This window comes from Nocardia sputorum, from assembly GCF_027924405.1.
In the GTDB taxonomy this organism is placed as follows: domain Bacteria; phylum Actinomycetota; class Actinomycetes; order Mycobacteriales; family Mycobacteriaceae; genus Nocardia; species Nocardia sputorum.
In genome coordinates this window covers 3173148-3196996 of record NZ_AP026978.1, presented here as the reverse complement: position 1 = coordinate 3196996, position 23849 = coordinate 3173148, and the positions used below count along the sequence as shown (strand labels likewise).

20 protein-coding genes are annotated in these 23849 nt (G+C 67.9%); 6 read left to right on the top strand and 14 right to left on the bottom strand.

All coding sequences use genetic code 11. The features are described from left to right. Positions 1 to 24: 24 nt before the first annotated feature. The 4 genes from QMG86_RS14625 (at position 25) to QMG86_RS14610 (ending at position 6573) form a co-directional block, all read left to right on the top strand. A complete protein-coding gene (locus QMG86_RS14625) occupies positions 25 to 681 on the top strand; it encodes a response regulator (protein ID WP_281880141.1) in 657 nt (218 codons plus the stop codon). A 145-nt stretch (positions 682 to 826) separates the two neighbouring features. Then, positions 827 to 2599, top strand: coding sequence for a GAF domain-containing sensor histidine kinase (locus QMG86_RS14620; RefSeq protein WP_281880139.1), 1773 nt, complete (start codon positions 827 to 829; stop codon positions 2597 to 2599). A 46-nt stretch (positions 2600 to 2645) separates the two neighbouring features. Beyond that, positions 2646 to 3674, top strand: coding sequence for a methyltransferase (locus QMG86_RS14615; protein WP_281880138.1), 1029 nt, complete (start codon positions 2646 to 2648; stop codon positions 3672 to 3674). Between the two features lie 334 nt (positions 3675 to 4008). Then, positions 4009 to 6573 (top strand): helix-turn-helix transcriptional regulator, encoded by a 2565-nt coding sequence (locus QMG86_RS14610; RefSeq protein WP_281880136.1) that lies wholly within the window; start codon positions 4009 to 4011, stop codon positions 6571 to 6573. Between the two features lie 187 nt (positions 6574 to 6760). Here the strand turns inward: QMG86_RS14610 and QMG86_RS14600 are convergent, their stop codons facing one another. From QMG86_RS14600 to QMG86_RS14535, 14 genes are all read right to left on the bottom strand, one after another. Further along, the gene (locus tag QMG86_RS14600; RefSeq protein ID WP_281880963.1) at positions 6761 to 7618 is read right to left on the bottom strand and encodes a terpene synthase family protein; all 858 of its coding nucleotides are present in this window, start codon (positions 7616 to 7618) and stop codon (positions 6761 to 6763) included. Positions 7619 to 7797: 179 nt separating this feature from the next. Next, entirely contained in the window at positions 7798 to 9132 is a 1335-nt protein-coding gene (locus QMG86_RS14595) for a cytochrome P450 (protein WP_281880134.1), read from the bottom strand. A 467-nt stretch (positions 9133 to 9599) separates the two neighbouring features. Next, positions 9600 to 9914: a hypothetical protein gene (locus QMG86_RS14590; protein WP_281880133.1), complete on the bottom strand. Its 315-nt coding sequence runs from the start codon at positions 9912 to 9914 to the stop codon at positions 9600 to 9602. Positions 9915 to 10824: 910 nt separating this feature from the next. Beyond that, entirely contained in the window at positions 10825 to 11256 is a 432-nt protein-coding gene (locus QMG86_RS14585; RefSeq protein WP_281880132.1) for a hypothetical protein, read from the bottom strand. A 33-nt stretch (positions 11257 to 11289) separates the two neighbouring features. After that, complete coding sequence (locus tag QMG86_RS14580; RefSeq protein ID WP_281880131.1) at positions 11290 to 12627, bottom strand: hypothetical protein; 1338 nt, start codon at positions 12625 to 12627, stop codon at positions 11290 to 11292. Further along, entirely contained in the window at positions 12624 to 13010 is a 387-nt protein-coding gene (locus QMG86_RS14575) for a hypothetical protein (protein ID WP_281880129.1), read from the bottom strand. The genes QMG86_RS14580 and QMG86_RS14575 overlap by 4 nt, the downstream gene beginning before the upstream one ends. Continuing rightward, positions 13010 to 13198, bottom strand: coding sequence for a hypothetical protein (locus QMG86_RS14570; RefSeq protein ID WP_281880128.1), 189 nt, complete (start codon positions 13196 to 13198; stop codon positions 13010 to 13012). The genes QMG86_RS14575 and QMG86_RS14570 overlap by 1 nt, the downstream gene beginning before the upstream one ends. After that, positions 13195 to 15057, bottom strand: a complete 1863-nt coding sequence (locus QMG86_RS14565) for a hypothetical protein (RefSeq protein WP_281880126.1) — start codon at positions 15055 to 15057, stop codon at positions 13195 to 13197. The genes QMG86_RS14570 and QMG86_RS14565 overlap by 4 nt, the downstream gene beginning before the upstream one ends. 90 nt (positions 15058 to 15147) lie before the next feature. After that, positions 15148 to 16023 carry a lysophospholipid acyltransferase family protein gene (locus tag QMG86_RS14560; protein ID WP_281880125.1) on the bottom strand — a complete coding sequence of 292 codons (876 nt, stop codon included), beginning with the start codon at positions 16021 to 16023 and terminating at the stop codon, positions 15148 to 15150. Between the two features lie 18 nt (positions 16024 to 16041). Beyond that, positions 16042 to 16722: a prolipoprotein diacylglyceryl transferase gene (locus tag QMG86_RS14555; protein ID WP_281880123.1), complete on the bottom strand. Its 681-nt coding sequence runs from the start codon at positions 16720 to 16722 to the stop codon at positions 16042 to 16044. Continuing rightward, on the bottom strand, positions 16722 to 17282 hold the full coding sequence (locus tag QMG86_RS14550; protein ID WP_281880121.1) for a hypothetical protein: 561 nt from the start codon (positions 17280 to 17282) through the stop codon (positions 16722 to 16724). The genes QMG86_RS14555 and QMG86_RS14550 overlap by 1 nt, the downstream gene beginning before the upstream one ends. Positions 17283 to 17433: 151 nt before the next feature. Continuing rightward, a complete protein-coding gene (gudD, locus tag QMG86_RS14545; RefSeq protein ID WP_281880120.1) occupies positions 17434 to 18780 on the bottom strand; it encodes a glucarate dehydratase in 1347 nt (448 codons plus the stop codon). Continuing rightward, positions 18777 to 20171, bottom strand: coding sequence for an MFS transporter (locus QMG86_RS14540; RefSeq protein WP_281880119.1), 1395 nt, complete (start codon positions 20169 to 20171; stop codon positions 18777 to 18779). The genes gudD and QMG86_RS14540 overlap by 4 nt, the downstream gene beginning before the upstream one ends. Positions 20172 to 20296: 125 nt before the next feature. Beyond that, on the bottom strand, positions 20297 to 21220 hold the full coding sequence (locus tag QMG86_RS14535; protein ID WP_281880118.1) for a LysR substrate-binding domain-containing protein: 924 nt from the start codon (positions 21218 to 21220) through the stop codon (positions 20297 to 20299). Positions 21221 to 21324: 104 nt separating this feature from the next. Here QMG86_RS14535 and kdgD point away from each other — a divergent pair, with 104 nt between their 5' ends. Next, positions 21325 to 22239, top strand: coding sequence for a 5-dehydro-4-deoxyglucarate dehydratase (gene kdgD / locus QMG86_RS14530; RefSeq protein ID WP_281880116.1), 915 nt, complete (start codon positions 21325 to 21327; stop codon positions 22237 to 22239). Continuing rightward, positions 22239 to 23840 carry an aldehyde dehydrogenase (NADP(+)) gene (locus QMG86_RS14525; protein ID WP_281880115.1) on the top strand — a complete coding sequence of 534 codons (1602 nt, stop codon included), beginning with the start codon at positions 22239 to 22241 and terminating at the stop codon, positions 23838 to 23840. Before kdgD ends, QMG86_RS14525 begins: the two co-directional genes overlap by 1 nt. Positions 23841 to 23849 lie beyond the last annotated feature (9 nt).

The window sequence follows — 23849 nt, the reverse complement described above, 5'->3', positions numbered from 1 at the left end:
ACCTGCTCCCGGATTGGACACTCGATGATCACGGTGTTTCTGGTCGACGATCACGAGATCGTCCGCCGCGGCCTCGCCGACCTGCTCTCCGGCGACCCGGAACTCTCCGTGGTCGGCGAAGCCGGGAATGTCGCCCAAGCCCTCGCCCGCATCCCCGCGCTCCGACCGGACGTCGCCGTTCTCGACGTGCGCCTGCCCGACGGCAACGGCATCGAATTGTGCCGGGAACTGCTGTCCAGGCTCGATGATCTGCGCTGCCTGATTCTCACCTCGTTCACCGACGAACAGGCGATGCTGGACGCGATCCTCGCCGGAGCCAGCGGCTATGTGGTCAAGGACATCAAGGGCATGGAGCTGGCCGAAGCCATCAAGGAGGTCGGCGCAGGGCGTTCGCTGCTGGACAACCGCGCAGCCGCCGCCTTGATGCAGCGGTTGCGTGCCAACACCCACCACGACGGGCCGCTGGCCGCGCTCACCGACCAGGAACGCAAACTTCTCGACCTGCTCGGCGAAGGACTGACCAACCGCCAGATCGCTCAGCGCATGTTCCTCGCCGAGAAGACGGTGAAGAACTACGTATCCCGCCTGCTGGCCAAGCTCGGCCTGGAGCGGCGCACACAGGCTGCGGTCTACGCGTCCAAACTGCGGTCCCGGCCGTCCGGCTCCACCCTCGACTTCTGACCGTCGGCCACGGTCGGGACGATTTCGCGCGGGGCCGGACCGGTCCGTGTTTTGTTCCGGGCCACTTCGATGCCGAGAAACGCCGCGTATTCTTCCGCTTCCCGCCGGCGTTCATTTCCGGAACCAGGTGAAATATTCTGGACCCATGGCGAGCAGTCGCGCTGACGACGTTCCGGTAGCAGCGGAGACGACTGATTACGCGTCGGCCGATGCCTATTCCGTGCGCGATACGCTCTCGCAATTGCGGCTGCGCGAACTGCTCGGCGAGGTCAAGGATCGCATCGAGCAGATCATCGACGCCCGCGACCGGATGGACGGCCTGATCGAGGCCATGCTCACCGTCACCTCCGGCCTCGACCTGGACCGCACCCTGCGCACCATCGTGCACACCGCGATCTCCCTGGTCGACGCCCGCTACGGCGCCCTCGGCGTGCGGGGCCACGACCAGCAGCTCACCCAATTCATCTACGAGGGCATCGACGAACCCACCCGCGAGCAGATCGGGGACCTGCCCCAAGGCCACGGCGTGCTCGGGTTGTTGTTCAGCCAGCCCAAACCGATCCGGCTCGACAACCTCGCCGATCACCCCTCCTCGGTCGGATTCCCCGCTCATCACCCACCGATGCGAACCTTCCTCGGCGTGCCCGTCCGTATCCGCGACGAGGTCTTCGGCAACCTGTATCTCACCGAGAAAGCAGGCGGGCAGCCGTTCACCGAGGACGACGAAGTCATCGTGCGCGCCCTGGCCGCCGCTGCCGGCATCGCCATCGACAACGCCCACCTCTACGAATCCGCCCGCACCCGCCAGGCCTGGATCGAAGCCACTCGCGACATCACCACCGAATTCCTCGCAGGCACCGCCTCCGGCCGCGTCCTGACCCACCTGGTCGAGGCCACTCAGCGGCTCACCGGGTCCGAGCGGACCTTGCTCGCGGTCGTCCCGGATCCCGAGAGCCCGCCCGAAGAGATCACCGAACTGCTGGTCACGCACGCCGCGGGCGCTCCGCATGACCAAGGGCTGCTCCAGCTCCCGTTGGGCGATACCACGATCGGCCAGGCTTTCCGGCAGCGTTCGCCCCAGCGGGTGGACGACGCGCGCCGCGCCGATCTCGGCAAGATCTTCCCCGATGCCGGGCCCGCCCTTGTGCTGCCGATGCGGACCTCCGACTCGACCGTGGGCGTGCTGGTGGCGTTGCGCGCGACCGAGTCGGCTCCCTACGACGACGAGATCCTCGCGTTGACCGCCGCCTTCACCGACCAGGCGGCGCTGGCGATGCAGCTGGCCGACGCGCAACGGCGCATGCGGGAACTGGACATCCTCTCCGACCGCGACCGCATCGCCCGCGACCTGCACGACCACGTCATCCAGCGCCTGTTCGCCGTCGGGCTGAGCCTGCAGGGCGCCGTCCCCCGCACCCGCGTCCCCGAAGTGCGCGAACGCGTCACCGAAGCGATCAACGACCTGCAAGATGTCGTCCAGGAGATCCGGACCTCGATCTTCGACCTGCACGGCGGCGACGGCCACAGCACGGGAGTACGCCGACGCATCGAGGAAGCCATCCGTCAGCAAACCGCTCCCAGCGACATCCGCACCTCCGTGCGCATCAGCGGACCGCTCTCGGTGATCGAACCGGAACTGGCCGACCACGCCGAAGCCGTCGTCCGCGAAGCGGTCAGCAACGCCGTGCGCCACTCCGGCGCCGAGGCCGTCTCGATCGACGTCACGGTGGCCGATGATCTCACCGTCGTCGTGGAAGACGACGGATGCGGTGTGCCCACCGACATCACCCCGAGCGGTCTGACGAATCTGGCCCGGCGTGCCGAACAGGCGGCGGGAACCTTCACCGTCGCTGCCGCTACCGGGCCGGACGGGAGCCCCGCGGGCACCAGGCTGTGCTGGCAAGTGCCGTTGCGCTGACCGCGAAGCCCAGTCAGGACCAGCTGTCGTCGAGCGAGGAGACGCCATGGCGGAGGAGTCGGTCGAATGGGGTGGGGCGCTGTGGGCTGCAGCCGACCTCGTGACCCCGATGGCGATCCGGGTGGCGGCGACGTTGCGGCTCGCCGACCACATCGCCGCGGGGAGACAGACCACGGGTGCGCTGGCCGCGGCGGTGGATGCGGACCGGGACGCGCTGGGCCGCCTCCTCGACCATCTGGTGACCGCCGGAGTGCTGTTTCGTGCGAGCACCGGCAAGTACGGCTTGACGGCGTTGGGTGAGCGCCTGCGCGACGATGATCCGGAAGGAGTGCGACGCTGGATCGATCTCGACGGCGCCATCGGCCGCGCCGATCTATGCTTCGTCCAGCTGTTGCACACCGTTCGCACCGGTGAGCCCGCTTTCCCGCGCCAGTTCGGCCGGACGTTCTGGGACGATCTGTCGGCGGACTCCGTGCGGGGCGCGTCGTTCGACGCGCTGATGGGGGCCCGCCTGGTGGAGGACGCGCCCGTGGTGGCCGCGGCCTACCCATGGGGCGCGCTCGGTCACCTCGTCGACGTGGGTGGCGGCGCCGCCGACTTGCTGATCGCCATCCTGCGCGCCCATGGCGAACTGCGTGGGACAGTCCTCGATCTGCCCGGCCCGGTGGCACGCGCCGAACAGGCCATCGCCTCCGCCGGGCTGGCCCATCGAGCCCGCGCGCAGGTCGGCAGCTTTTTCGATCCCCTTCCCGCGGGAGCGGGTGGCTATCTGCTCTCGGGCATCCTGCACGACTGGGACGACGACGCTGCCGCCCGGATCTTGCGATGCTGCGCCGAGGCGGCCGCGGAGACCGGAAGGGTACTGGTCCTCGACCACATCGGCGCTGTCGACGGAAACGCACTCGACACCGAGGGAGACCTGCGAATGCTCTGCTACGTCCGTGGCCGGGAACGCACCCTCGACCAGCTGCGCGAACTGGCCGAGTCGGCCTCCTTGCAGATCAGCTCCGTCGTACCGGCTCGCTCGCGCTCGCTCATCGAGTTACGCCCCTGGCGCCGATCCGATCACCCATAGAACCGACACCACCTCCGAGCGCCGTATTGTTCCGGCCGCTGTCATTCCGTCCAGCAGATTTCGGCACGGATTGCGCTGCGCCGCAGCGGATCCCGCAGAACCCTCAGGACTCGAACAGCAGGTAGAACACCTTTCCGTAGCGAACTCGCAACCCGCCAGGCGCTCTACCACCGTTCTGACACCTCACGCCAGGGGCTGCTGCCCGGCCGCACGGCGGCCACCAAAGCGCCGGTTCCCCAGGACAAGGGACGACGATCGCGCTACACCCAGCGTCCGTACCGGAATCGTATTCTCACCCGGGACCGTCGATTCCTGGTTCCGCTAGGCTGCCTGTGTGTCGGCAGGACGAACTTCTGTCAGCGGATTGCCGCCGGCGGCGGCCAACGATTTCGTGGGCCGCGATCGGGAGCTGGAGAGAATCGGGCTGGCGTTGCTGGGCGGTACTCGCCTGGTGACGTTGATCGGTGCGGGTGGCATCGGAAAGACCCGATTGGCGACCGAGGCTGTGCAGCGCTTCCAACGGGCGCGGCGCGTCCCGGTGCACTGGGTACGGCTGGCAGTACTGCCTCGGGGCGCGGAGGCGACAGCAGTGGAGGAACAGATCGCGGGCTCGGTGATCGAGGCCGATTTCTCCGGAAGGTCGGCATGGGACGCCGTACTGGACACGCTGCGCCGCCGCGACGCAGCCGGGCGGAATGTGCAGACGATCCTGGTCATGGACAACTGCGAACATGTGCTCGACGGCGCGGGCGCTGTGATAGCCGGCCTACTCGACGCGGTACCCGGGCTCACCGTGCTGGCCACCAGCCGCGAGGCGATCGGGTGGGTCGACGAGCAACTGGTGCCGGTGCCCGCGCTATCGCATGAACAGGCGCTTGCTTTATTCCGCTCCCGCGCCGACCTTGTCGGGCATACCCTCGCCGACGAGGAAAAGGACCTGGCCTCAGCGATCTGCCGGCATGTACACAATCACCCGCTCTATATCCGGCTGGCGGCCGCCCGACTGTCCCGTCAGCCGCTGCCCCTGATTCTGCGTGACCTCAGCGGTGCGGCGGGCGACCGGCGCTTGCAGTGGCAGAACGGACCCAGAGTCGGAGCGGACGTCCGGCATCGTGGCATCCGCGATGTCATCGCTTGGTCCTATGACCTCTGCCGGGACAAGGAACGGCTGCTGTTCGACCGCCTGTCGGTGTTCGCGGCCGGGTACGACATCGGCAGCGACAGCCCCGACGCGGCCGGACAGGATGTCGGCGCCGAGTTGGAAGCCATCGAAGCGGTCTGCGCCGACGACGAACCCGGCCGTGCGGACGGATTGGCCCGGGCCGAGATCGAAGGCCTGCTGGTCCGGTTGGTGGATCAGTCCTTGGTCTCGATCCACTTGACCGAGACCACGGTGCGTTATTCGATGGCCGAAACCATTCGCCTCTTCGCCCAGCAACGCCTCCGGGACCACGGTGCGGAAGCCGAGCGGCTGGCGCGCAGGCACCGCCGCTACTACCGCGACAAGGTGGCTGCGGCCCGTGCCGGTTGGTTCGGGCCCGACGAGCAGGCGCTGCTCGATTGGGCGCGGGCCGCTTGGGACAACCTGCTGTCGGCCATGGAGAGCAGTATCGCCACGCCGGGCGAGGCGGCGGTCGGACTCGAGATCGCCGCCGGGCTGATCGCCTTGCGCATACCGTTCTTTACCGGCTCACTGCGGGAACCGCGCCGGTGGGCTGAGCGCGCGCTCGCGGCAACCCGGGACCTCGATCCCGAGCCGGTACCGCTGCAGGTCGTGGCGATGTCACTGATTGCCTGGATCAGTATGTGCCAGGGGGTGCACCATGATGCCGAACACCTGCTCGACGAATGCGTCGCCCGCTGCGTGCCCGGCGGCGCAGACCGATTGCGCTGGCGCGAGGAACCCGACGTGGACCTCGGGCTCCCCGCTGCGGTCGAATTCGCCCGAGGTGCGGAATTGATGCTGATTCGCTGCGATACGCGGGCGATCGACGTCCTGGCCCGGGCGCGGGCGCGTTTCGCCGCCGAGAGTGACGGGGGCGGTGCCGCGATGAGCGAATTGTTCGAAGCGCTGGCCGCCGCGTTCTTCGGCACAGCCGAACAAGCGTTGGAAACTTGCCGCGTCCACCTCGGCAATGCCGAGCGTTCGGGGGCCCAATGGGCGATCTGCTGGGCGAAGCTGGCATGGGTGATCGCGGCGAGTAAGCACGGCGACATGGACGAGGCGCTTGCCCTGGGACGCGCGACATTATCGGAACAGCTCGCGATGCGCGACCGGTGGGGCGCGGTATGGGCCGTGCACATGCTGGCATGGACCCTGGCTCGCATGGTCGGCGCCGTCGGCGATGAACCGTCCGCAGCCGTGACGGCACAGGCGCGTGATATCGCACGCCTGCTCGGCGGCGGGGCCACGCTTCGTGCAGGGCTAGGCGTGGATATCGCCCACCTCGGCCCGTTCGCCACCGAGACCGAACTCGCCGCAGACACCGCCCGGAAGATATTGGGGGACGACGCCTTCGCGGAGGCCGAACGAGAGGGTGCCCTGTTGCGGCCGGAGTTGGACGAAGTGGCGCAACTGGCACTGGGGAGCCTGTCCATGGACAAGCTGCCCGTCGAGCATCCGGTCCGGCGTAGCCGCCCCTCACCGTGGCCCCAGCTGTCGGAGGCCGAGCAGGAGGTCGCCGTACTCGCCGCGGCGGGGTGGACCAACACGGCCATCGCTGCCCGACGCGGCAGTTCCTACAAGACTGTCGACGCGCAAATGGCCGCTGTACTTCACAAATTGATGATCAGCTCCCGAGCAGCTATCCGCTCTTTCGTACCGGCCGATCGACAAGCCCACGTGAGCGCCGAAGCCGCGCGCAGGCCACAGCGCGGCCGTTCGAATCCTCGTCTCTGATCCCCGGCGAAAGTCCGCGTCACGCTCGGTGGCGAAGCCATCTGGCCACCGCCGGATCCGGCCATCGCTTGAACGCCTACCCGCAGTTCACCACTGAGATCGATGGCGAGAACATCTACTTTCTGCACATCCGGTCAGCTCGCGCGGACGCGCTGCCGCATGGACGCCCTGCACGAATCGCCTCGCGTCATACCTGCCACCACCAGTTGATCGATGACATTCCTGGGGCTTCGGCTGATGAATCGGTAGGTGAATCGTTGATGGTGAAACGGTCCGCCACGGTTCGACCGTCTACTTTGTACCGTTCCACGTCGAGCGCCCAATCGAGGTTTCCGCGGATCACGTGCCGTAGACCGTGGAGATAGTGACGGGTGTCTCTGCTCAGCCCGCGGGTCTGTGCTCCGGCGAGGAGGAACCGGCACATGATCCGGTCGCGCAACCGCACGGCTCGGGCGATGGTCTCGTCCGGCCCGCAGGCATGGCGCGCTGCGATCACCGTCAGCAGGTTGTATTGGTTGCTTTCGTTCAAAGCCACTGTCTTGGGGTGGGAGTGTAGGTCGTTGTCCAGTGCCGCGAGCACACGTGTCATCTCGGTCAGTGCCCGGACCCGAGGCAGCTCCAACTCTGCCGCGGGAGGTTCGTACTCGTTCACCAGTTCTGTGATGACGGTGACGACCTCGCCTGCCGCGTTGTTGATCCGGATGGCGAGATACTCGTCGACGCTCGGCGTCGTGGTCGTACTCATCTCGGCGCAGACTCCGAACAGCCAGGCACGGTGGGCCTGGATCCATCGACGATGCTGAACCGGTGTCACACGGCCGGCGAACCGTGTCGAGATATCGATGAGCCCTCGCACGAGCGGGTCTGCCTGCGCCAATTCCGAGCCGGGCGCCTCCAGCACGCGCACGAGCTTGTTGGCATAGGACACGAACCCACCGAGATCCTTCGACAGCGGACCACGGTCGAAGCGATCGTCGAACGCGAACCCCCAGTAGGCCCAGTCCGAAGCGATCTGCAGTCGATCGACGCAGCCGTGGGGTGCCATCCTCGCCATGAACTCGGCCGATCTGGTCGCGACCAGTGCGCGTCCCTGGTGGGGATCATCGAGGAACCCGCCGGCCCTCAACCAACCGATCGACCGGTTTTCCATCGTGCCGACTGCGGGATGGATGTTCGATTCGATCGGGCAGAAGATCCCGGGCAGAGCAGGCTGTTCGGGAACTTTCATCGGTCACCTTCTGCTGACGGCCGAGCAACGCCCCGACTGGCTGACTGGATACGTATCCGCAGTTCGCGAGGATGCAGGGCCATCGCCACCGCAGGACGGACCCGTTTGCCGACGCGATGGCGTATCCGCCACCGACTGGCGATCGTGGCCAGTGCCAGGGACAGTTCGGTGAGAGCGAAGGCCTCGCCGACGCATCGCCGCGGTCCGGCGCCGAATGCCATGAACGCCTTCCGCGGGACCGGCGGCTGCGTGGTGTCCCATCGGTCGGGATCGAAGCGATTCGGGTGCTGATAGAGATCGTTGCGCCGGTGCAGGAGGTAAGGGCTGTACACCAGAGAGGTTCCGGCGGGAAGGTCGTAGCTGCCCAGTCGCGTATCGGCCGTGACTGTTCTGGTGAACAACCAGCCGGGGGGATAGAGCCGTAATGCTTCGGCGATGATGTGCCCCGTCAGCGGCAGGTCGGGCAGGTCCCGGTAGCGAGCCGGAGCCCCGTGGAGCACCCGGTCCGTTTCCTTGTGCAGACGTTCCTCGATGTCGGGATGAGCCACGAGCAGATGTAATGCCCAGGCCAGCGCGCTGGCGGTGGTCTCTGATCCGGCGATGAAGAAGGACATGAGCTGATCGCAGATCTGGCTGTCGGTCATGCCGACGCTGATGCGGGTGGTTGTGGTCGTCTCGGTGGGGACTCGGGCCGCGAGCATGGCCGAAATCAGGTCCCCGTGGTCGGTGTCATCGATCCGCCGTTCGGCGACGATTGCCGTCATCAACTCGCGGAGACTTGCGTGCGCTCGCCCATACCGGCGATTCCCGGGAGTCGGTAGCCGATTCAGCAGTGGCGGCGACAGCATCTGTCGGTACAGCCCGTTGACGATAACCGCGACATCGTCCAATGCCCGATCGCGGACGTGCGGCGCGAGCGCACCGGAGAACATAGTCGCCATCACCGTTTGAGTAGCCAGGCGCAATGCCTCGGCCAACATATCCACGACCTGACCGTCGCTCCAAGCAGCGGTCATGGCATCGGCCTCGGCCGTCATCGCTCGGCCGTAGTTTTCGAGCCGGGAGCGACTGAACGTCGGCTGGATCAAATGTCGCTGCCGACGATGCATACTGTGCGGGCAGGTTATCACGTTGTCACCCACCACTTTTCGCGCTATGTCGAATAATGGGCCACCCTTGTCGAAAGTACGATCGTCACGAAGGACTCGATCGGCAATGTCCGGGTCACAGACCACGACCGCGGCCCCAGGACCGATTCGTATCTTCACGAGTTCATCGCCGGCATCGGCCAGAGACGACAAAAACGCCAGCGGATCTCGCAGCAACGCCACAGCATGACCGACCGGCCAGACCGAACCCGACGCCGGTGGGATCCCTGACTCAGCCATTGCGGGCGCCCAACCGGCGACGAGTGGCGCCAATAGCACTCCAGCTGAATACGCGGACGTCCCTCGCTTCCTCTACTCGCATATCTGCGACTCGCTCACCTTCGTATTTCGATCTTCAATACCGTCGAGCGGTGATACGGAAGCACGCGGAACCGGTCACTCCGCCCCCATCCAACCCTCGAGCGGAGTGCGGCCCGGATCGAGCCAACCGGCCACCGCTCTCCAATCGGCGGGAGTCAGGCACCGACCCGGGTCCGGACCGGAATCCGACGATGTGAATTCGGGGTATGAGCGCAGCGTGGCTTTCGAACCTGCGGCGGGGGTGGGCTTCGCCGCTGCGGGCGCGGCGGGCGACGGGCAGGTGGACCCCGCCGAAGCGGGGCGGCAGATCCTGTCGGGTCCGTTCGACATCAGGAGCCGACCTCGTGTACGACCAACTCGCCACGCGCTGTCAGGGCCGACTGCAAGACGGTTCGGAATACTGTCTCCGACAGATGGCCCTGCGGTGTGATCACCGCCTCCGCGGCTGCCCGCCGACATTCGGCGAGCAGATCGACGAACGCCGGCGGCAGCCCCTCGCTCCCGCACCGTGGCTCGTGGAACACCGTTCCCAGCTCGTAGCCGAGCGCGTTCGCGGCAGCGCGTAATGTGTCTTCTGCCGCGTCGCGTTCGCCGAGCAAATCGTCGCGCAGGTACCCGTAGGCAAGGGGCAGTACGTCGGTCATCGCAGACACCGTTTCTGTTCATGTCGGCCGGCTCAGACAAGCGTCTGCCTCGACCGACGGCAACCCTTTCCACCGGTCTCCCTCGAGCGCGAAGGCCGGCCTTCGAACGTCCGAACCCGGCGATGGAGTGCCGACCGGGTCTTTTCGCCGGCATCACCGCGCGTTCCGCGGCGCAGTTGGCGATCACACCCGGCGAGAACCCCTCGATCCCGCTGGGCGTAGCCGCCGACCACCGACAAACCGAGGATTCCGGGATAGGTAGAAAAGACACATCGGTAGCCGGAGTGCCTGCACTACGTATGGCCGCAACTACGGTTCTCCACCTGTCCCGAGGAGACGCTCGGCGACGATCGCCTTCGGACTCGTCGCAGTAGCCGACCTCGACGTTGCGCTCGTCGAACTCCATCGATTGCCCGCGGATCGAAGCACGGGGGCACCGTGCGGATGTGGCCGGATAAGCACCTCGGCGTTTTCGCGCGAAGCGCCAGCGGTGGTGACTACAGGCAAATGGTTGATCGCGAACTCGGCGAGCATTCCGCGTTGGTTCCTACACACGGCGGCGCCGATCACCAACATTCTCAACGATTTCGGCGTCCCGTCCTTCTCGCTGCTGGACGTCGTCTGCTGGATGGTGGCGATCCCGGCGACCCTTGTCCAGCCGACGGAGACTCGCTACCGCCACCCCAGGGCAACGCTGACGCCATTACGCCGAACCCGCCACCTCCGTCGAAACTGGACCCCGGTTCGATCACCGCCCTCATGCAGGCTCTGAACAACAACGGCGTGGTGCCGATATCGGCTGCGCGGCCGCCCCGCCGGAGTCACCGAGATAACCCATCGCCATCTTGGAAGAGATCACAAGTCGATCCGAATTCGAAGCCGAGTTGGCGCAGCAAGCTCAACCAGCAGGTCAGTCCCCGTCCGGATAACCCCATTCGAGATCGATGTCCGCTTCAGGCGCAATATCGCGAATGACATTTGTGACGTCGCGTTCGAAGATCTTGCTCCACTCGCCGAACCCGCGGACGATGATCGGGCCGTTCTCGCTGGTTGCCTTCACCCAGGGCGGGTTGTGAAAGACGCTGACCACCGTCCACGGGTCGATCCCGTGCTCCTTCAACACCTTTTCCACCGCCACCTCGATGGCGTCGGCCTCCGCTGGAGAGGAGAGCTTTTCGACGTACAGCGAGAGATGAATGTTCACGGACATCAGCGGTACCCTCCTGCGATCCCTATCGATCTGGACTGTATCCGCCGCCGATCCGCAGAGCCGAGCGGCGGCATCCACTGTGCCCGCAATCTGCACAGCGCGAACGCGGCGTTGGCGCTTGCTCGACGTCATCGAGGCACTGGTCGCCTTGACTGGCCAGGCCCCTCAGGACTCGAACAGCAGGTAGAGGCCGGTGAAGGTGAAACCGACCATGGTCAGCATCAAAGCCAGTTGGCCGGTGACCCGATGTGCCGGCGGCAGCAGTCGCAGGCAGCGGTCGTGCGCGGCGGCGACGCCGAGGATGTGCCCGATCACCACGGCCAGCACCTTGATCGTCCCCAGTGCCGCGGGGTGGGTGGACAGAATGTAGGCGACATCGCGGTCGGCGAGACCGGCGAGATTCCATCCCCGCCCGAGCGGATCGGCGAGCAGGAGCGCCGTGGCCTGGCCTTTCTCGACCAAGAACGTGAGGTAGTGGGCGATCAGATAACCAGCGACGATCGGAGTCAGGCTGTGCGCGAGGCGAGCCGGAAGACGTCTGCGCTCGGCTTCGGGCAGGCCGCCGGTCGCCCGGGCGGCGGTGCGGAAGACGCCCCCGACGACGACGATGAAGCCCAGCAATCCCACCGTGTTCAGCAGGGCGGGAAGGACGTCGGATCCGCTGCTCCCGGCGTCGGCCAGCAGCCCGCGCCATGAAGGAAACGTGGTGAAGCTGTCGAACGCGGTCGAGCCGAGCAGAGTGGCGGCCACGGCCACCCCGCCGATCCGGGCGGGAGTGCCCGCCAGGTTGTTCAACGGCGATCGCAGCACGAGTTCGCCGGTATCGCGACGTCCGAACGGGCTCAGCCTGCCCAGCAGACTGCTGTACACCTCGAGCGGGTCGGCGCGCTCGGCCCATATGCTGCCGCACACGAGCAGTCCGGTCGTGTTCACGACGAGGTATGCCACGAACCAGGTGGTCACCGCGGCGACCGAACCCGGTTCCGGATAGGCGAGTTCGAGCCATACGAACGAGAACAGGCCCAGCACCGCGGGCCACTGCCCCCAAGAACTGCGATAACGGATCCAACCGTGGCTGGGCTGACGCCGCCACACCAGACAGACGGCGCGATGCACCGCCCGCACCGGGGACAACACCCGCCAGACGGGTCCGGCGACCAGTGAGGCGACCATGACTCCGACCCACAGGAAGATGTAGACGACGCCGGGAACGGGATTGCGCGCCGGGTCGGAAGGACCGAAGAGGCCGATCACGACGACGGCGATGGTGACGGCCACGCTGATCGCCGAAATCGCGGCCCGGACCACCCTGGCGTCCACGACGGCCCGCACCGGCGCCGGGAGCGCGTATCCCGGTGATCGTGGCTCCAGCCGCGGTTCACGCCAGGCCAGCACCAGCACCGCGAACGAGAACGTCAAGGCCCAGGCTGCGCCGACGAGCGCGAACGACAGAGGAATCGGCAGGTCGGTGGCGCCGCCGATGCCGTGGGCGAGAACCGTCATCCGCGCACGAGCAGCGTCGCCACCGTGCGCCGGGCGTGGTGCAGTTCGATCTCCACCCGCCCTGGCACGTCCACGGCGAAACGGAACCGCTGGCCGGCGCCCGGGGTGATCGCGAAGGTGTGCTCGGGCGCGGCATGGACATGCAGTTCGTCATCGGTGTCGCTGTCGACAACGACCTCGATCGGTCGTCCCACCCGTGTCTCCAGACGGGCGTCGGCCGGGGTCACCGAGCCTGCGGCGATCCGCACGGTGACGACGAGCGCGTCCGAGTCTCCGGCCGTCACGCTCGTCGACGGGGCGGTAGCGGGATCGGAGGCAGCGCAGCCGGTCACGAGCAGACCACTCAACAGCACGAGCGCGCCCCAGCGGCGCACGGACGCCATCATTCCTCCTTCTCCGCGCCGTGCTCGGACGGCGAACCGGGTGCCCGATCGCGCTCCTCGGCGCGACGATCACGCAGAGCGACGACAACGACGACAGCGACCACGACCAGGGCGGGCAGGAATGCCGGTATAGCGAGCAGGATCGAATGATCGGCCAGCACGTCCACGCCGTCGGCGCCTCGGGTCATCGCGAAACCGCCGGTTCCGCCTCGGTCCTACGGCTCACACGTGGATACCGATCGTCGATCCGCGCCGCGCCCCAGGACAGCGCCCCGACGAGGACGAGGCTGCACACCAGTACGACCAGCGATGCCGCGCCGAACAGCCAGGACGGGTAATCGAACGAGCGTTCCCGCTGCAGCACGGAGATCTCGCCGATGAACGGGCGGGTGAACGAGGCGAGTGCGGGGACCTCTTCCACACCGATGCCGGGGTCGGCGGCCATGAAGATCGGCGCTGCGGTCAGGACGCGCCCGTCCTGCATACGCAGGACGGTCTTCCACGAGCCATGAGCCGGGACGGGTTCGGTGGAGACGTAGTGCCCGGGACCCACTCGCTGCAAGTGGTCGACGACCAGACCCCGGCCCGGACTGTCGGAGCCGATTCCGCCCTGCCAGGACAAGATCTGCATCCATTCGGGGTCGGAGCCGACGAGATCGGCGGGCGTGACGCGGACGTCCGCCAGCACCATCCGGCCGTCCGGCCCCGGCTCGGCGTCGCGCAGCGTGACCGTCGCGGTGGCCTGCTCCGGAACATCGATCAGCAGCCCGTTGGCGGTCGTGGCCGCCACGACGAGGACCGCGGCGACCATCAAGCCGCGCCGCACCGGCGGACGCGGCAGCGGTTCGCCGCGCAGCGTCATGGCCAGCAGCGCGCCGACGACACCGCCCGCGATACCGGTGGGGACGGCCATCGCGAGCAGTTCAGGCCACATCGCCGCAGGCCACGGATTGACGAACATCGCACGAACCCAGAGGGATTCGAGCCACAGCCCGACCGTCGCGATCGCGAGTCCGCACACCGCGCCCCACCAGATGGGTCGACGGGTGAGCGGCAGCAGCGCGAGCAGTTCCACCACGATCGCGCAGCCCAGGTAGAGCGGGAAGACATTGCGTGGCGCGTCGATGATCGGGCCGCCGACCAGCACCGCCACCACCGCACGGACCGCGGCGGCGAAGCCCACCACCACCAGGGTGCTCAACGGCCCCAGGCTGGCGCGAGCGGCGACCAGGGAGACGGAGGCCGCGGCGGCGATCAGCATCGGCTGCAGGACGAGCCGGAACTGCTGCACTCCGAAGTCGTATTCCACCTGGAAGACCGACAGTCCGATGAGCAGGCCGCCGAAGGCGAAGGACCGCAACAGCCACATCAGTCTGCCGTCGGCTCGGTCCGGGTCGGGTCGGCTGTGCCTGCCCTCGAACTCGAGCAGCAGCACACCGACCAGCGACAGGCCGGCGCCGCCGATGAGCATCAGATGCGTCGGCCCCCAGAGCGTGACGTCCTGACCGAACAGCCGATGCCAGACGTCATCGAGCGGGAAGCCGATCAGAGCGTAGAGGCCGGATCCCGCGATGAGGATGCCGCCGACGGGTGCGTACCAGCCGCGGGTGATGCGCACCGCCGCGGCGCCGGGCTTTTCGTCCAGTGGCAGCACGATGGCCGACATCCCCGCGGTGAACAAGAAGAACAAGCCCGCCAGGATGAAGTAGTGCGCCGGATTGGCCAGCGGCCCGTTGTCCCGGCCGTTGCCCACGTGCAGGCTGACGTCCCAGATGAAGCCCAACAGGGCGGTCAGGATTGTCGCGAGGAACATCGCGAGCGGCAGGGCCACCCAGCCGGGGCGGTTGAACAGCCGCCCGAGGCGGTCGGCGAGCCGCTGCAGCCAGGTGATCCGCCGGGTGCGATGCAAATAGCCGACCCACAGCAACACGAGGGCGACGAGCCCGGCGGCGCCGGTCATGATCGCCACTTGGTCCAGCGCCGCTCCGCCGCCCTCTGCGCCCGGCGCGGCGAACCATGCGACCGTTTCATGCGCCGCATCGCGCATGGGAGACCTCCATCACACGAAAGGGATATATGTTACGAACGGTACCATGAAAATCCGGAGTAGCGGCCGGAATTGCCCCGCCACCCGTGGTCACCCGACGATCGGCAGGTCGCGTTCCTCGTCCAGCCTGCTCAGCGCGCCCTGCATTATTCCGGTGACGTGCTCGTAGGCCGCCTCGACATCGAGTTCGGCATCGAATTCGGCCCGCAGATCGATCGGGTCCAGGAACTCGACGATGATCTTGCTGGGCAGGGGCAGATGTCCCGCGAGGTCACCGATGTCCAGTCCCCAGGGAAGGGCGATCGAGATCGGGAACACCTTCAGGCGCAGCATCCGGTCCAGCCGCAGCAGGCGGGCGATCCGGTCCCCACGGGTGAGTACCAGCTGGGTCTGCTGCGCACCGATGTTCACCACCGGCACGATCGGCACCCGCTCCTTCCAGGCCAGGCGGAGGAAACCGGTGCGCCCGGCGAAATCGACGCGATCCTCCTCCCAGGTCGGGCGGTGCACCTCCCAGTCACCGCCGGGATAGACCAGCACCGCAGCGCCGGCGCGCAACGCTTGCGTGGCGTTGCCCGGATCGGCGCTCACCGTGCCGAAGCGGCGCAGCAACGAGCCGATCACCGGGTAGGCCATCACCATGTCGTGGGCGAGCTGGAAGAACGGCCGGTCCGGGCCGAAACGGCGGACGAATGCCAGGGTGGTCACCATGACCTCCGGCGACACGTTTCCCCCGGAGTGGTTGCTGACCAGCAACACCGGCCCCTCCGGGGGTATTCGTTCCAGGCCGCGGACCTCCGCCCGGAAATAGAGGCGGACCAGAAGCCAGCCGATGTCCATGGTGTCGGCGATGAACCCGGGGTCGCGATCGGCGGGGTCGGCGGTGGGAACCCGCGCCTTCACCTGCCGCGCGACCCAGTTCGCCGCTTGATCGACCGTTCCGGCGGCCGTTCGAAAGACGCTCATGGACGACAACTTCCGCGGCTAGCCGCCGATCGAGAGCAGCTGGTCGAAGAACGACCGGTACCCGCGCAGCGCCTGCCGGAGACCTTCGGTGTCGGACGTGTCGCCGCGCCGCTCGTCGAGTTCGCGTTTGCGCTGCTCGTAGGTGGTGGTCAGCTGGTGGATGATGTCGTCGAGCAGTTCGTCCGCCCGGTGGACGGCGTCGCGCGGGCTGTCGACGAAGGTGACCTGAACCTCCCGCCACTGCGTGCGCAGGCGATCGCGATCGGTTTCGGCGAACAGCGGCACAGGCTGCTCTTCCGCCGCGGCGGCGGACGGGGTGACACCGGAGCCGGTCGCCGGGCCGGCGGGAACCGCTTGCTCCGACGTCGCGACGCCGCTGTGCCCGGAGTCGCCGACGTGGTCGGGGCGTTCGGCGCCTGTCGCGCGCGGCCCTGCCGAAGCGTGCTCGCCGAGGGGTTCGGATTCGCCGACCTCGTGAACGGGCGTCTCCTCAGTGGCCGGTGCGCGCCCGGCCGGATCGACCGACTCCGGGTTCGCCGTACGCTCGGCGTCGTGCCGGGCCGCGCCGGGCTCGACTTCGGGACCACGGCCGGTTTCGGCGGCCCGGTCGTATCCGGACTCGGCGCGGGTCTCGCCCGCCTTCGCCGAATCACGTTGTGCGTCAGTGGTGTAGGTCCGCCGCTCGGACTCGGTGCTCATTACTTCACGTCCTTGTTCTCTTGGCCGGACACGCCGACCAAGTCCTGAAACAGTTCCCGGTAGTGCACGATCGCCGAGCGACGGTCCTCGGTGGACACCGCGCTGCCCGCCGGGCGGGTGGCGATGTCGTGCGCCGCGCGATAGTGGCCCAACGGCTCGGCATGCTCGACGGAAAGATCCGCCAGTTGCTGCTCGTAGTTCTCCGTGGGATAGCCGCGCTCGGCCATGATCGTGGTGACGAGGCGGTCGGCTTCGGTCAATGCCCCGGCGGGGTCATCGATGAATCGTTCCTGCACCTCTACCCAACGGGTGGAATAGACCCGCTTCTCGTCCTCCGACAGTTCGCGTAAGCGCAACTGCGCATGCCTGCGTTCGCGTTCGGCGAGTTCCCGCTCGGCGGTCTTGCGGTCATCACGTTCCTGGACCGTCCGGTCGTACTCGGGTCCGAACCTGCGGCGTAGTCGCTGCCTGCGCAGCATCGGTACCACCAGGAACGCGACAAGGGCCGCGAGGACGACTATGGCGATGACGACGATGATCACCCATGCTCCAGTCGACATCTGAACCTCCTTGTCGAGCTTCTTCGCTCGGGTAATGCCTCCCCACGGTGATTCCAAACACATGTCCAGCAAGGGGTTCGACGAACGCCGACGGGCCGGCCGGCACGCTGCGAAGCGAATCCAGCCGGCCTGTCGGATGGGTCGAGCGAGGTCAGCGCACCAGCGCCGGGCGTTTGCTGTCGAAGCGCCAGCCCGGCACCAGGTACTGCATGGTGGCCGCGTCGTCGCGATCGCCCAAGCCCTCCCGGTGATAGAGCTCGTTCGCGGCGGCCACCTGCTCCTCGTCGAGGTCGACGCCGAGACCGGGTCGCGACGGCAAGGTGAGCAGGCCGTCGGCGATGCGGTAGGGCTCGCGGGTGATCCGCTGGCCGTCCTGCCAGATCCAGTGGGTGTCGATCGCGGTGATGGTTCCTGGGGCGGCCGCGGCGACGTGAGTGAACATCGCCAAGGAGACGTCGAAGTGGTTGTTCGAATGCGACCCCCAGGTCAACCCCCACGCATCGCAGAGCTGGGCCACCCGGACCGAGCCTGCCATCGTCCAGAAGTGGGGATCGGCGAGAGGGATGTCGACCGCGCCCGCGCGGACGGTGTGGCCGAGTTCGCGCCAGTCGGTGGCGATCATGTTGGTGGCGGTGGGCAGACCGGTGGCCCGTTTGAACTCGGCCATCACCTCGCGACCGGAGTAGGCCCCCTCCGGGCCGACCGGGTCTTCGGCATAGGCGAGCACGCCGGTCAGTTCGCGGCACAGTTCCACGGCCTCGCTCAGCAGCCATCCGCCGTTGGGGTCCAAGGTGATGCGGGCGTCCGGGAACTCCTCGGCGAGCGCGCGGACCGCGGCGGCCTCCTCCCGCCCGGCGAGCACGCCTCCCTTGAGCTTGAAGTCCCGGAAGCCGTAGCGCTCCCGCGCGGCACGGGCCAGCGCGACCACCGCGTCCGGGGTCAGCGCCGCCTCGTGCCGCAACCGCTGCCAGGTGTCCGCGTCGGCGGGCTCGTCGGCGCCGGAGCGATACGGCAGGTCCGTGCGCGTGCGGTCGCCGACGAAGAACAGGTAACCGAGCACCGGCACCTCCGTGCGCTGCACGCCTTCGCCGAGCAGCGCGGCCACCGGCACCTCCAGGTGCTGCCCGAGCAGGTCCAGCAGTGCGGATTCCACCGCGGTGACGGCGTGCACCGTGACTCGCAGATCGAACGTCTGGTTGCCGCGCCCGCCCGCATCGCGGGCGGCGAAGGTGCGGCGGATGTCGCCGAGCACAGCGTGGTACTCGCCGACGGACCGGCCGAGCACCAGTTCCCTGGCGTCGGTGAGCGTGGCGCGGATGCGTTCGCCGCCGGGCACCTCCCCCACCCCGGTCCGGCCTTCGGAATCGGTGAGGATCACCAAGTTGCGGGTGAAGTACGGAGCGTGCGCGCCGCTGAGGTTGAGCAGCATGCTGTCGTGGCCCGCGATCGGCACGACGCGCATGTCGATGACGCGAGGAGTGCGAGGCGAGGATGTCATGACCGAGTCTCCAGAGGGGTAGCGAGGGCGTTCGGGGAGGCGACCGGCGCGGAATCGTCGGCGACCTCGGAAACGATGCGGGAACCGGTGCCCTCGGCGGTGCGCGTACGGCGCACCAGCAGCACCGAGGCGGCGGCGAGCACCGAGGCGGCGGCCAGCGCGTACAGACCCCAGGTCACCTCGCCGGTGGCCGACTTGACCAGCCCGAAGCCGTACGGTGCGACGAAGCCGCCGAGGTTGCCGATGGAGTTGATGATGGCGATGGCGGGCGCGAGGACCAACGGGTGCAGACCCGACTGCGGGATGGACCAGAACAGCGGGCTGGCGCTCTTGAAGCCCATGGCGGCGATGCACAGGAACACCAACGCGAGCCACGGCGAGGCGATCGCGGCCAGATAGGTGCCGACCGCCGCGGTCAGCAGCGCGATGATCAGCAGCGGCTTCCGGTTTCCGGTGCGGTCACCGATCCGGGCCGACAGATACATGGCGACCACGGCACAGATCCACGGCAAGGAGGCGAGCAGGCCGACGGTGATGTCGTTCACGCCGTCGATGCGGCGGATGATCGAGGGCAGCCAGAAGGTGTTGGCGTAGATCGACAGCTGGATCGCGAAATAGATCCAGCAGAACAAGAGGAGCTTCGGATCGGCCAGCATCCGCCAGCGCGACACTTTGTGCGCCACACCCGAATTGACTGCCTTGTCGATCTCCTCGTCGGCAATGGTTTCGCTCAATGCTTTCCGCTCCCCCGCCGTCAGCCATTTCGCGTCCTCGATCCGGGAATCCAGGAAGAGAAAGGCGATACAGCCGACGATTACCGACACCATCCCCTCGATGCCGAACATCCACTGCCAGCCGTGCAGGCCGGCGCCACCGTCGAGCGAAAGCAACGGTCCGGACAGCGGCCCGGAGATCGCCGCCGCGATCGACGACCCGGCGACGAAAAGCGCGGTGGCGCGGCCGCGGTGGCTGTTGGGCAGCCACTTGGCCAGATAGAAGATCACGGCGGGGAAGAAGCCCGCCTCGGCGGCGCCGAGCAGGAAGCGCAGGACGTAGAACATCGTCGCGTTCTGCACGAACATCATCGCCGCGGAGATCAGACCCCAGCTCACCATGATCCGGGTCAGCCAGATGCGGGCGCCGAATTTCTCCATCATCACGTTGCTCGGCAATTCGAACAGCGCGTAGGCGATGAAGAACACCCCCGCGCCGAACCCGTACGCGGCAGCGCCGATGCCGACGTCCGCCTCGAGATATTCGCGGGCGTAACCGATATTCGCTCGGTTGATTTGGTTGCAGATCAACATGACGATGAACAGCGGAACGACGCGTCGAAAGAATTTCGATACGGCCGCATCCAGTTCTGCCGTCGGCTGCCGAGTGAACGACATCGTCCACTCCTTTCGGTCGAACCACCACCGCGCGCCGCGGTGCCGTGGGAAAAGATCGTCGTGGCGAGTGACTCGCCTCACAGCACCGAACTTAGAGAACAGTGACGATTCCCGTCCAACACCAATTACGGATGAATCGATACAGGAAAGGTATCGGACGCTGTGCCCGTCCGTTGGCCCAGCCCCGAGAACAAGCGGGCCAGCGCGGGGTTCTCGTTGTCCTGCCGCCAGACGAGATCGAGCTCCACTACCTTGTCGACTTCGGCCAGCGGCCGGTACCGGACGTTGTCGAACCGCATGCCCGCCGCCGATTCGGGCACCAGCGCCGCGCCCCAGCCCAGGTTGACCAGAGCCAGGATGCTGTGCACCTGGGTCATGTACTGGGCGACCACCGGCACCACCGAAGCGGCGTGCAGCACGCTGGTCACCAATTCGTGGAAGTAGCGGGCCTCGACCGGGGCGTGCATCACCATATCCGCGCCGTGCAGCGCCGTGACCGGAAGCGGCTCGGCCGAAGCGGCGAGCGGATGACCGCCGGGCAACGCGGCGATCAATCCTTCCCGCACGAAGGTCCGCGTGGTCAGATCGGGGCGGGTGATCGGTGGGCGCACCATGCCCAGATCCAGTGATCCGTCCGAGAGCGCCTCCACCTGGTCCATCGTCACCAGTTCGCGCAGCTCCACGTCGACGTCCGGCAGCAGTGAGCGCGCGGTCGCCAGCACCAGGGGCAGGCCGGAGTGCACGCTGGCGCCGGTGAAGCCCACCCGCAGCACCCCGCCGGTGCCCGCCGACACCCGGCGCACCGCCAGCGTCGCGCGCTCGGCCTGCTGGAGCAGGCGGCGAGCGTCCACCAGGAAGGCCTGACCCGCCCGGGTGAGCCGGACGGTGCGGTTGGCGCGATCGAACAGCTCCGCGCCCACTTCTTTCTCCAGCAGCTGGATCTGCCTGCTCAGCGGCGGTTGCGTCATCCGCAGACGCTCCGCCGCACGCCCGAAATGCAGTTCCTCGGCGACGGCCACGAAGTGGGTGAGCTGCACGAAGGTGAACATTCGATACCGACCTTGTATTGATGGATATGCAAACAGTGTTGGACGTGAATCATAAGTCGTTCCTAGGGTGGGCTCAGCCGGCCCATCGAACAGGAGAAGCCCCCATGACCACTGCCGCACCGCAGGAGATCGCCCGGAAGCTCGGCTCCGGACTGTTGTCCTTCCCGGTCACCCATCTGCGCGCCGACGGGTCGTTCGACGAGGCCGCCTACCGGGAGAACATCGCCTGGCTCGGCGGCTACGACGCGTCCGGTCTGTTCGCCGCGGGCGGCACCGGCGAGTTCTTCTCGCTCACCCCCGCCGAGGTGGAGCAGGTCGTCACCGCCGCGGTCGCGGAAGCGCCCGAAGGACTGCCGGTGATCGCGCCCGCCGGTTACGGCACCGCCACCGCGGTCGAGATGGCGCGGGCAGCGGAACGGGCGGGCGCGCACGGGATCCTCTTGTTGCCGCCGTATCTGACCGAGGCGAGCCAAGAGGGGCTGGTCGCGCATGTCCGGCAGGTGTGCGCCGCCACCGATCTCGGCGTGATCATCTACTCGCGGGCCAATGCCGCCTACACCGAGGCCGCCGTCGCCGAACTCGCCGACCGGTGCCCGAACCTCATCGGATTCAAGGACGGCATCGGGAACATCGAGCAGATGACCCGCATCTACGCCGCCCTCGGCGACCGGCTCACCTACGTGGGCGGCCTGCCGACCGCGGAGATGTTCGCGCTGCCGTATCTGGCGCTCGGCGTCACCACCTACTCCTCGGCGATCTACAACTTCGTCCCGGAGTTCGCGCTCGCCTTCTACCGGGCGCTGCGCCGCGGCGACACCGAATTCGTACGCACCGCGCTGAACGAGTTCGTGATCCCCTACTGCGACCTGCGCAACCGGAAGCCGGGCTACGCGGTGAGCATCATCAAAGCGGGCATGAAAGTGATCGGACGCCCGGCAGGGCCGGTCCGCAGCCCGTTGACCGATCTCGACGAGGTGGAACTCGCCGAGCTGGCCGACCTCGTGAAGAAGGTGAGCTGATGACCACCGCACGCATCGACACCGCGCGACTGACCGGCGACAACTTGGTGGGCGCGGTCGACGTCCGCGGCGCGGCGGGGTCGTTCCACGCGACGAACCCGGCGAACGGCGATGCCCTCGACCCCGTGTATGGCGAGGCCGACGCCGCGACCGTCGCCCGCGCCGCCGAGCTCGCCGCGGCCGCCTTCGAGGCGTACCGGCACACCGGTTTCGGTCCGCGCGCGGCCTTCTTGGAGAGCATCGCCCGGGAGATCGAGGGCCTGGGCGATGTTCTGGTCGACCGCGTGATCGCCGAGACCGGTCTGCCCGAGGCGCGGGGGCGCTCGGAGATCGCTCGCACCACCGGACAGCTGCGGCTGTTCGCCGAGGTGGTGCGCGAGGGCAGCTGGACCGGTGCCCGAGTGGATCGGCCGGACCCGATGCGCAGCCCGCTGCCAAAACCCGACCTGCGGCAACGCCGGATCCCGCTCGGGCCGGTCGCGGTGTTCGCGGCGAGCAACTTCCCCCTCGCCTTCTCGGTAGCCGGCGGCGACACCGCCTCGGCCCTCGCGGCGGGCGCACCCGTCGTGGTCAAGGCCCACCCCGCTCACCCGGGTACCTCCGAGCTGGTGGGCCGGGCGGTGCGCGCGGCCGTACGCGAGCACGACCTGCCCGAAGGCACGTTCTCGCTGATCCACGGCGGCGTGGACACCGGCTCGGCGCTGGTACGCGACCCGCGGATCCGGGCGGTCGGCTTCACCGGCTCCCGGCGCGGCGGACTCGCGCTCGTCGCGGCAGCCGCGGCCCGGCCGGTGCCCATCCCGGTCTTCGCCGAGATGTCGAGTGTCAACCCGGTCTTCGTCCTGCCGGGCGCCCTCGCTGAGCGCGGCGCACAACTCGGCGCCGACTTCGTCGCCTCGCTGACCACCGGTGTCGGCCAGCTGTGCACGAGCCCGGGCTTGGTCTTCCTGGCCGACGGCCCCGGCGCCGACGACTTCGTCGACGCGGCGAGCGCGGCGGTCGCAGCGGCGTCCGGTGCACCGATGCTCAACCCCGGCATCGCCGCAGCGTTCGCCGCCGGGGTGCGCCGCTTGGCCGCCACCGAGGCCGTGCGGACAGTCGCGACGGGCGGCGACGCCGGGGCCGCCTGCACCGGCGTTCCGCAGTTGTTCGTCACCACCGGCGAGCGGTTCCTGGCCGACCGGCAGCTTCAGGAAGAAGTCTTCGGACCCGCCTCGGTCATCGTGCGGGTGAGCGCTGCGGAGCAGTTCGCCACTCTCGTCGACGAACTCGAGGGCCAGCTCACCGCCACGGTGCACACCACGCCGGCGGACCGCGAGCTGGCCCGGACATTGCTCGGCAAGCTCGAACTGATCGCGGGCCGGGTGCTCTTCGACGGCTGGCCGACCGGCGTCGAGGTGGGCCACGCGGTGGTCCACGGAGGCCCGTTCCCCGCGACCAGCGCACCCTCGACCACCTCCGTGGGCAGCCGCGCCATCGAGCGCTTCCTGCGTCCGGTCGCCTACCAGAACGTCCCCGACGACCTTCTCGCCGACGAGATCCGCGCGGACAACCCGCTCGGCATCTGGCGGCGCGTGGACGGGGCGGTCACGCGGGACTGAGATCCAGTC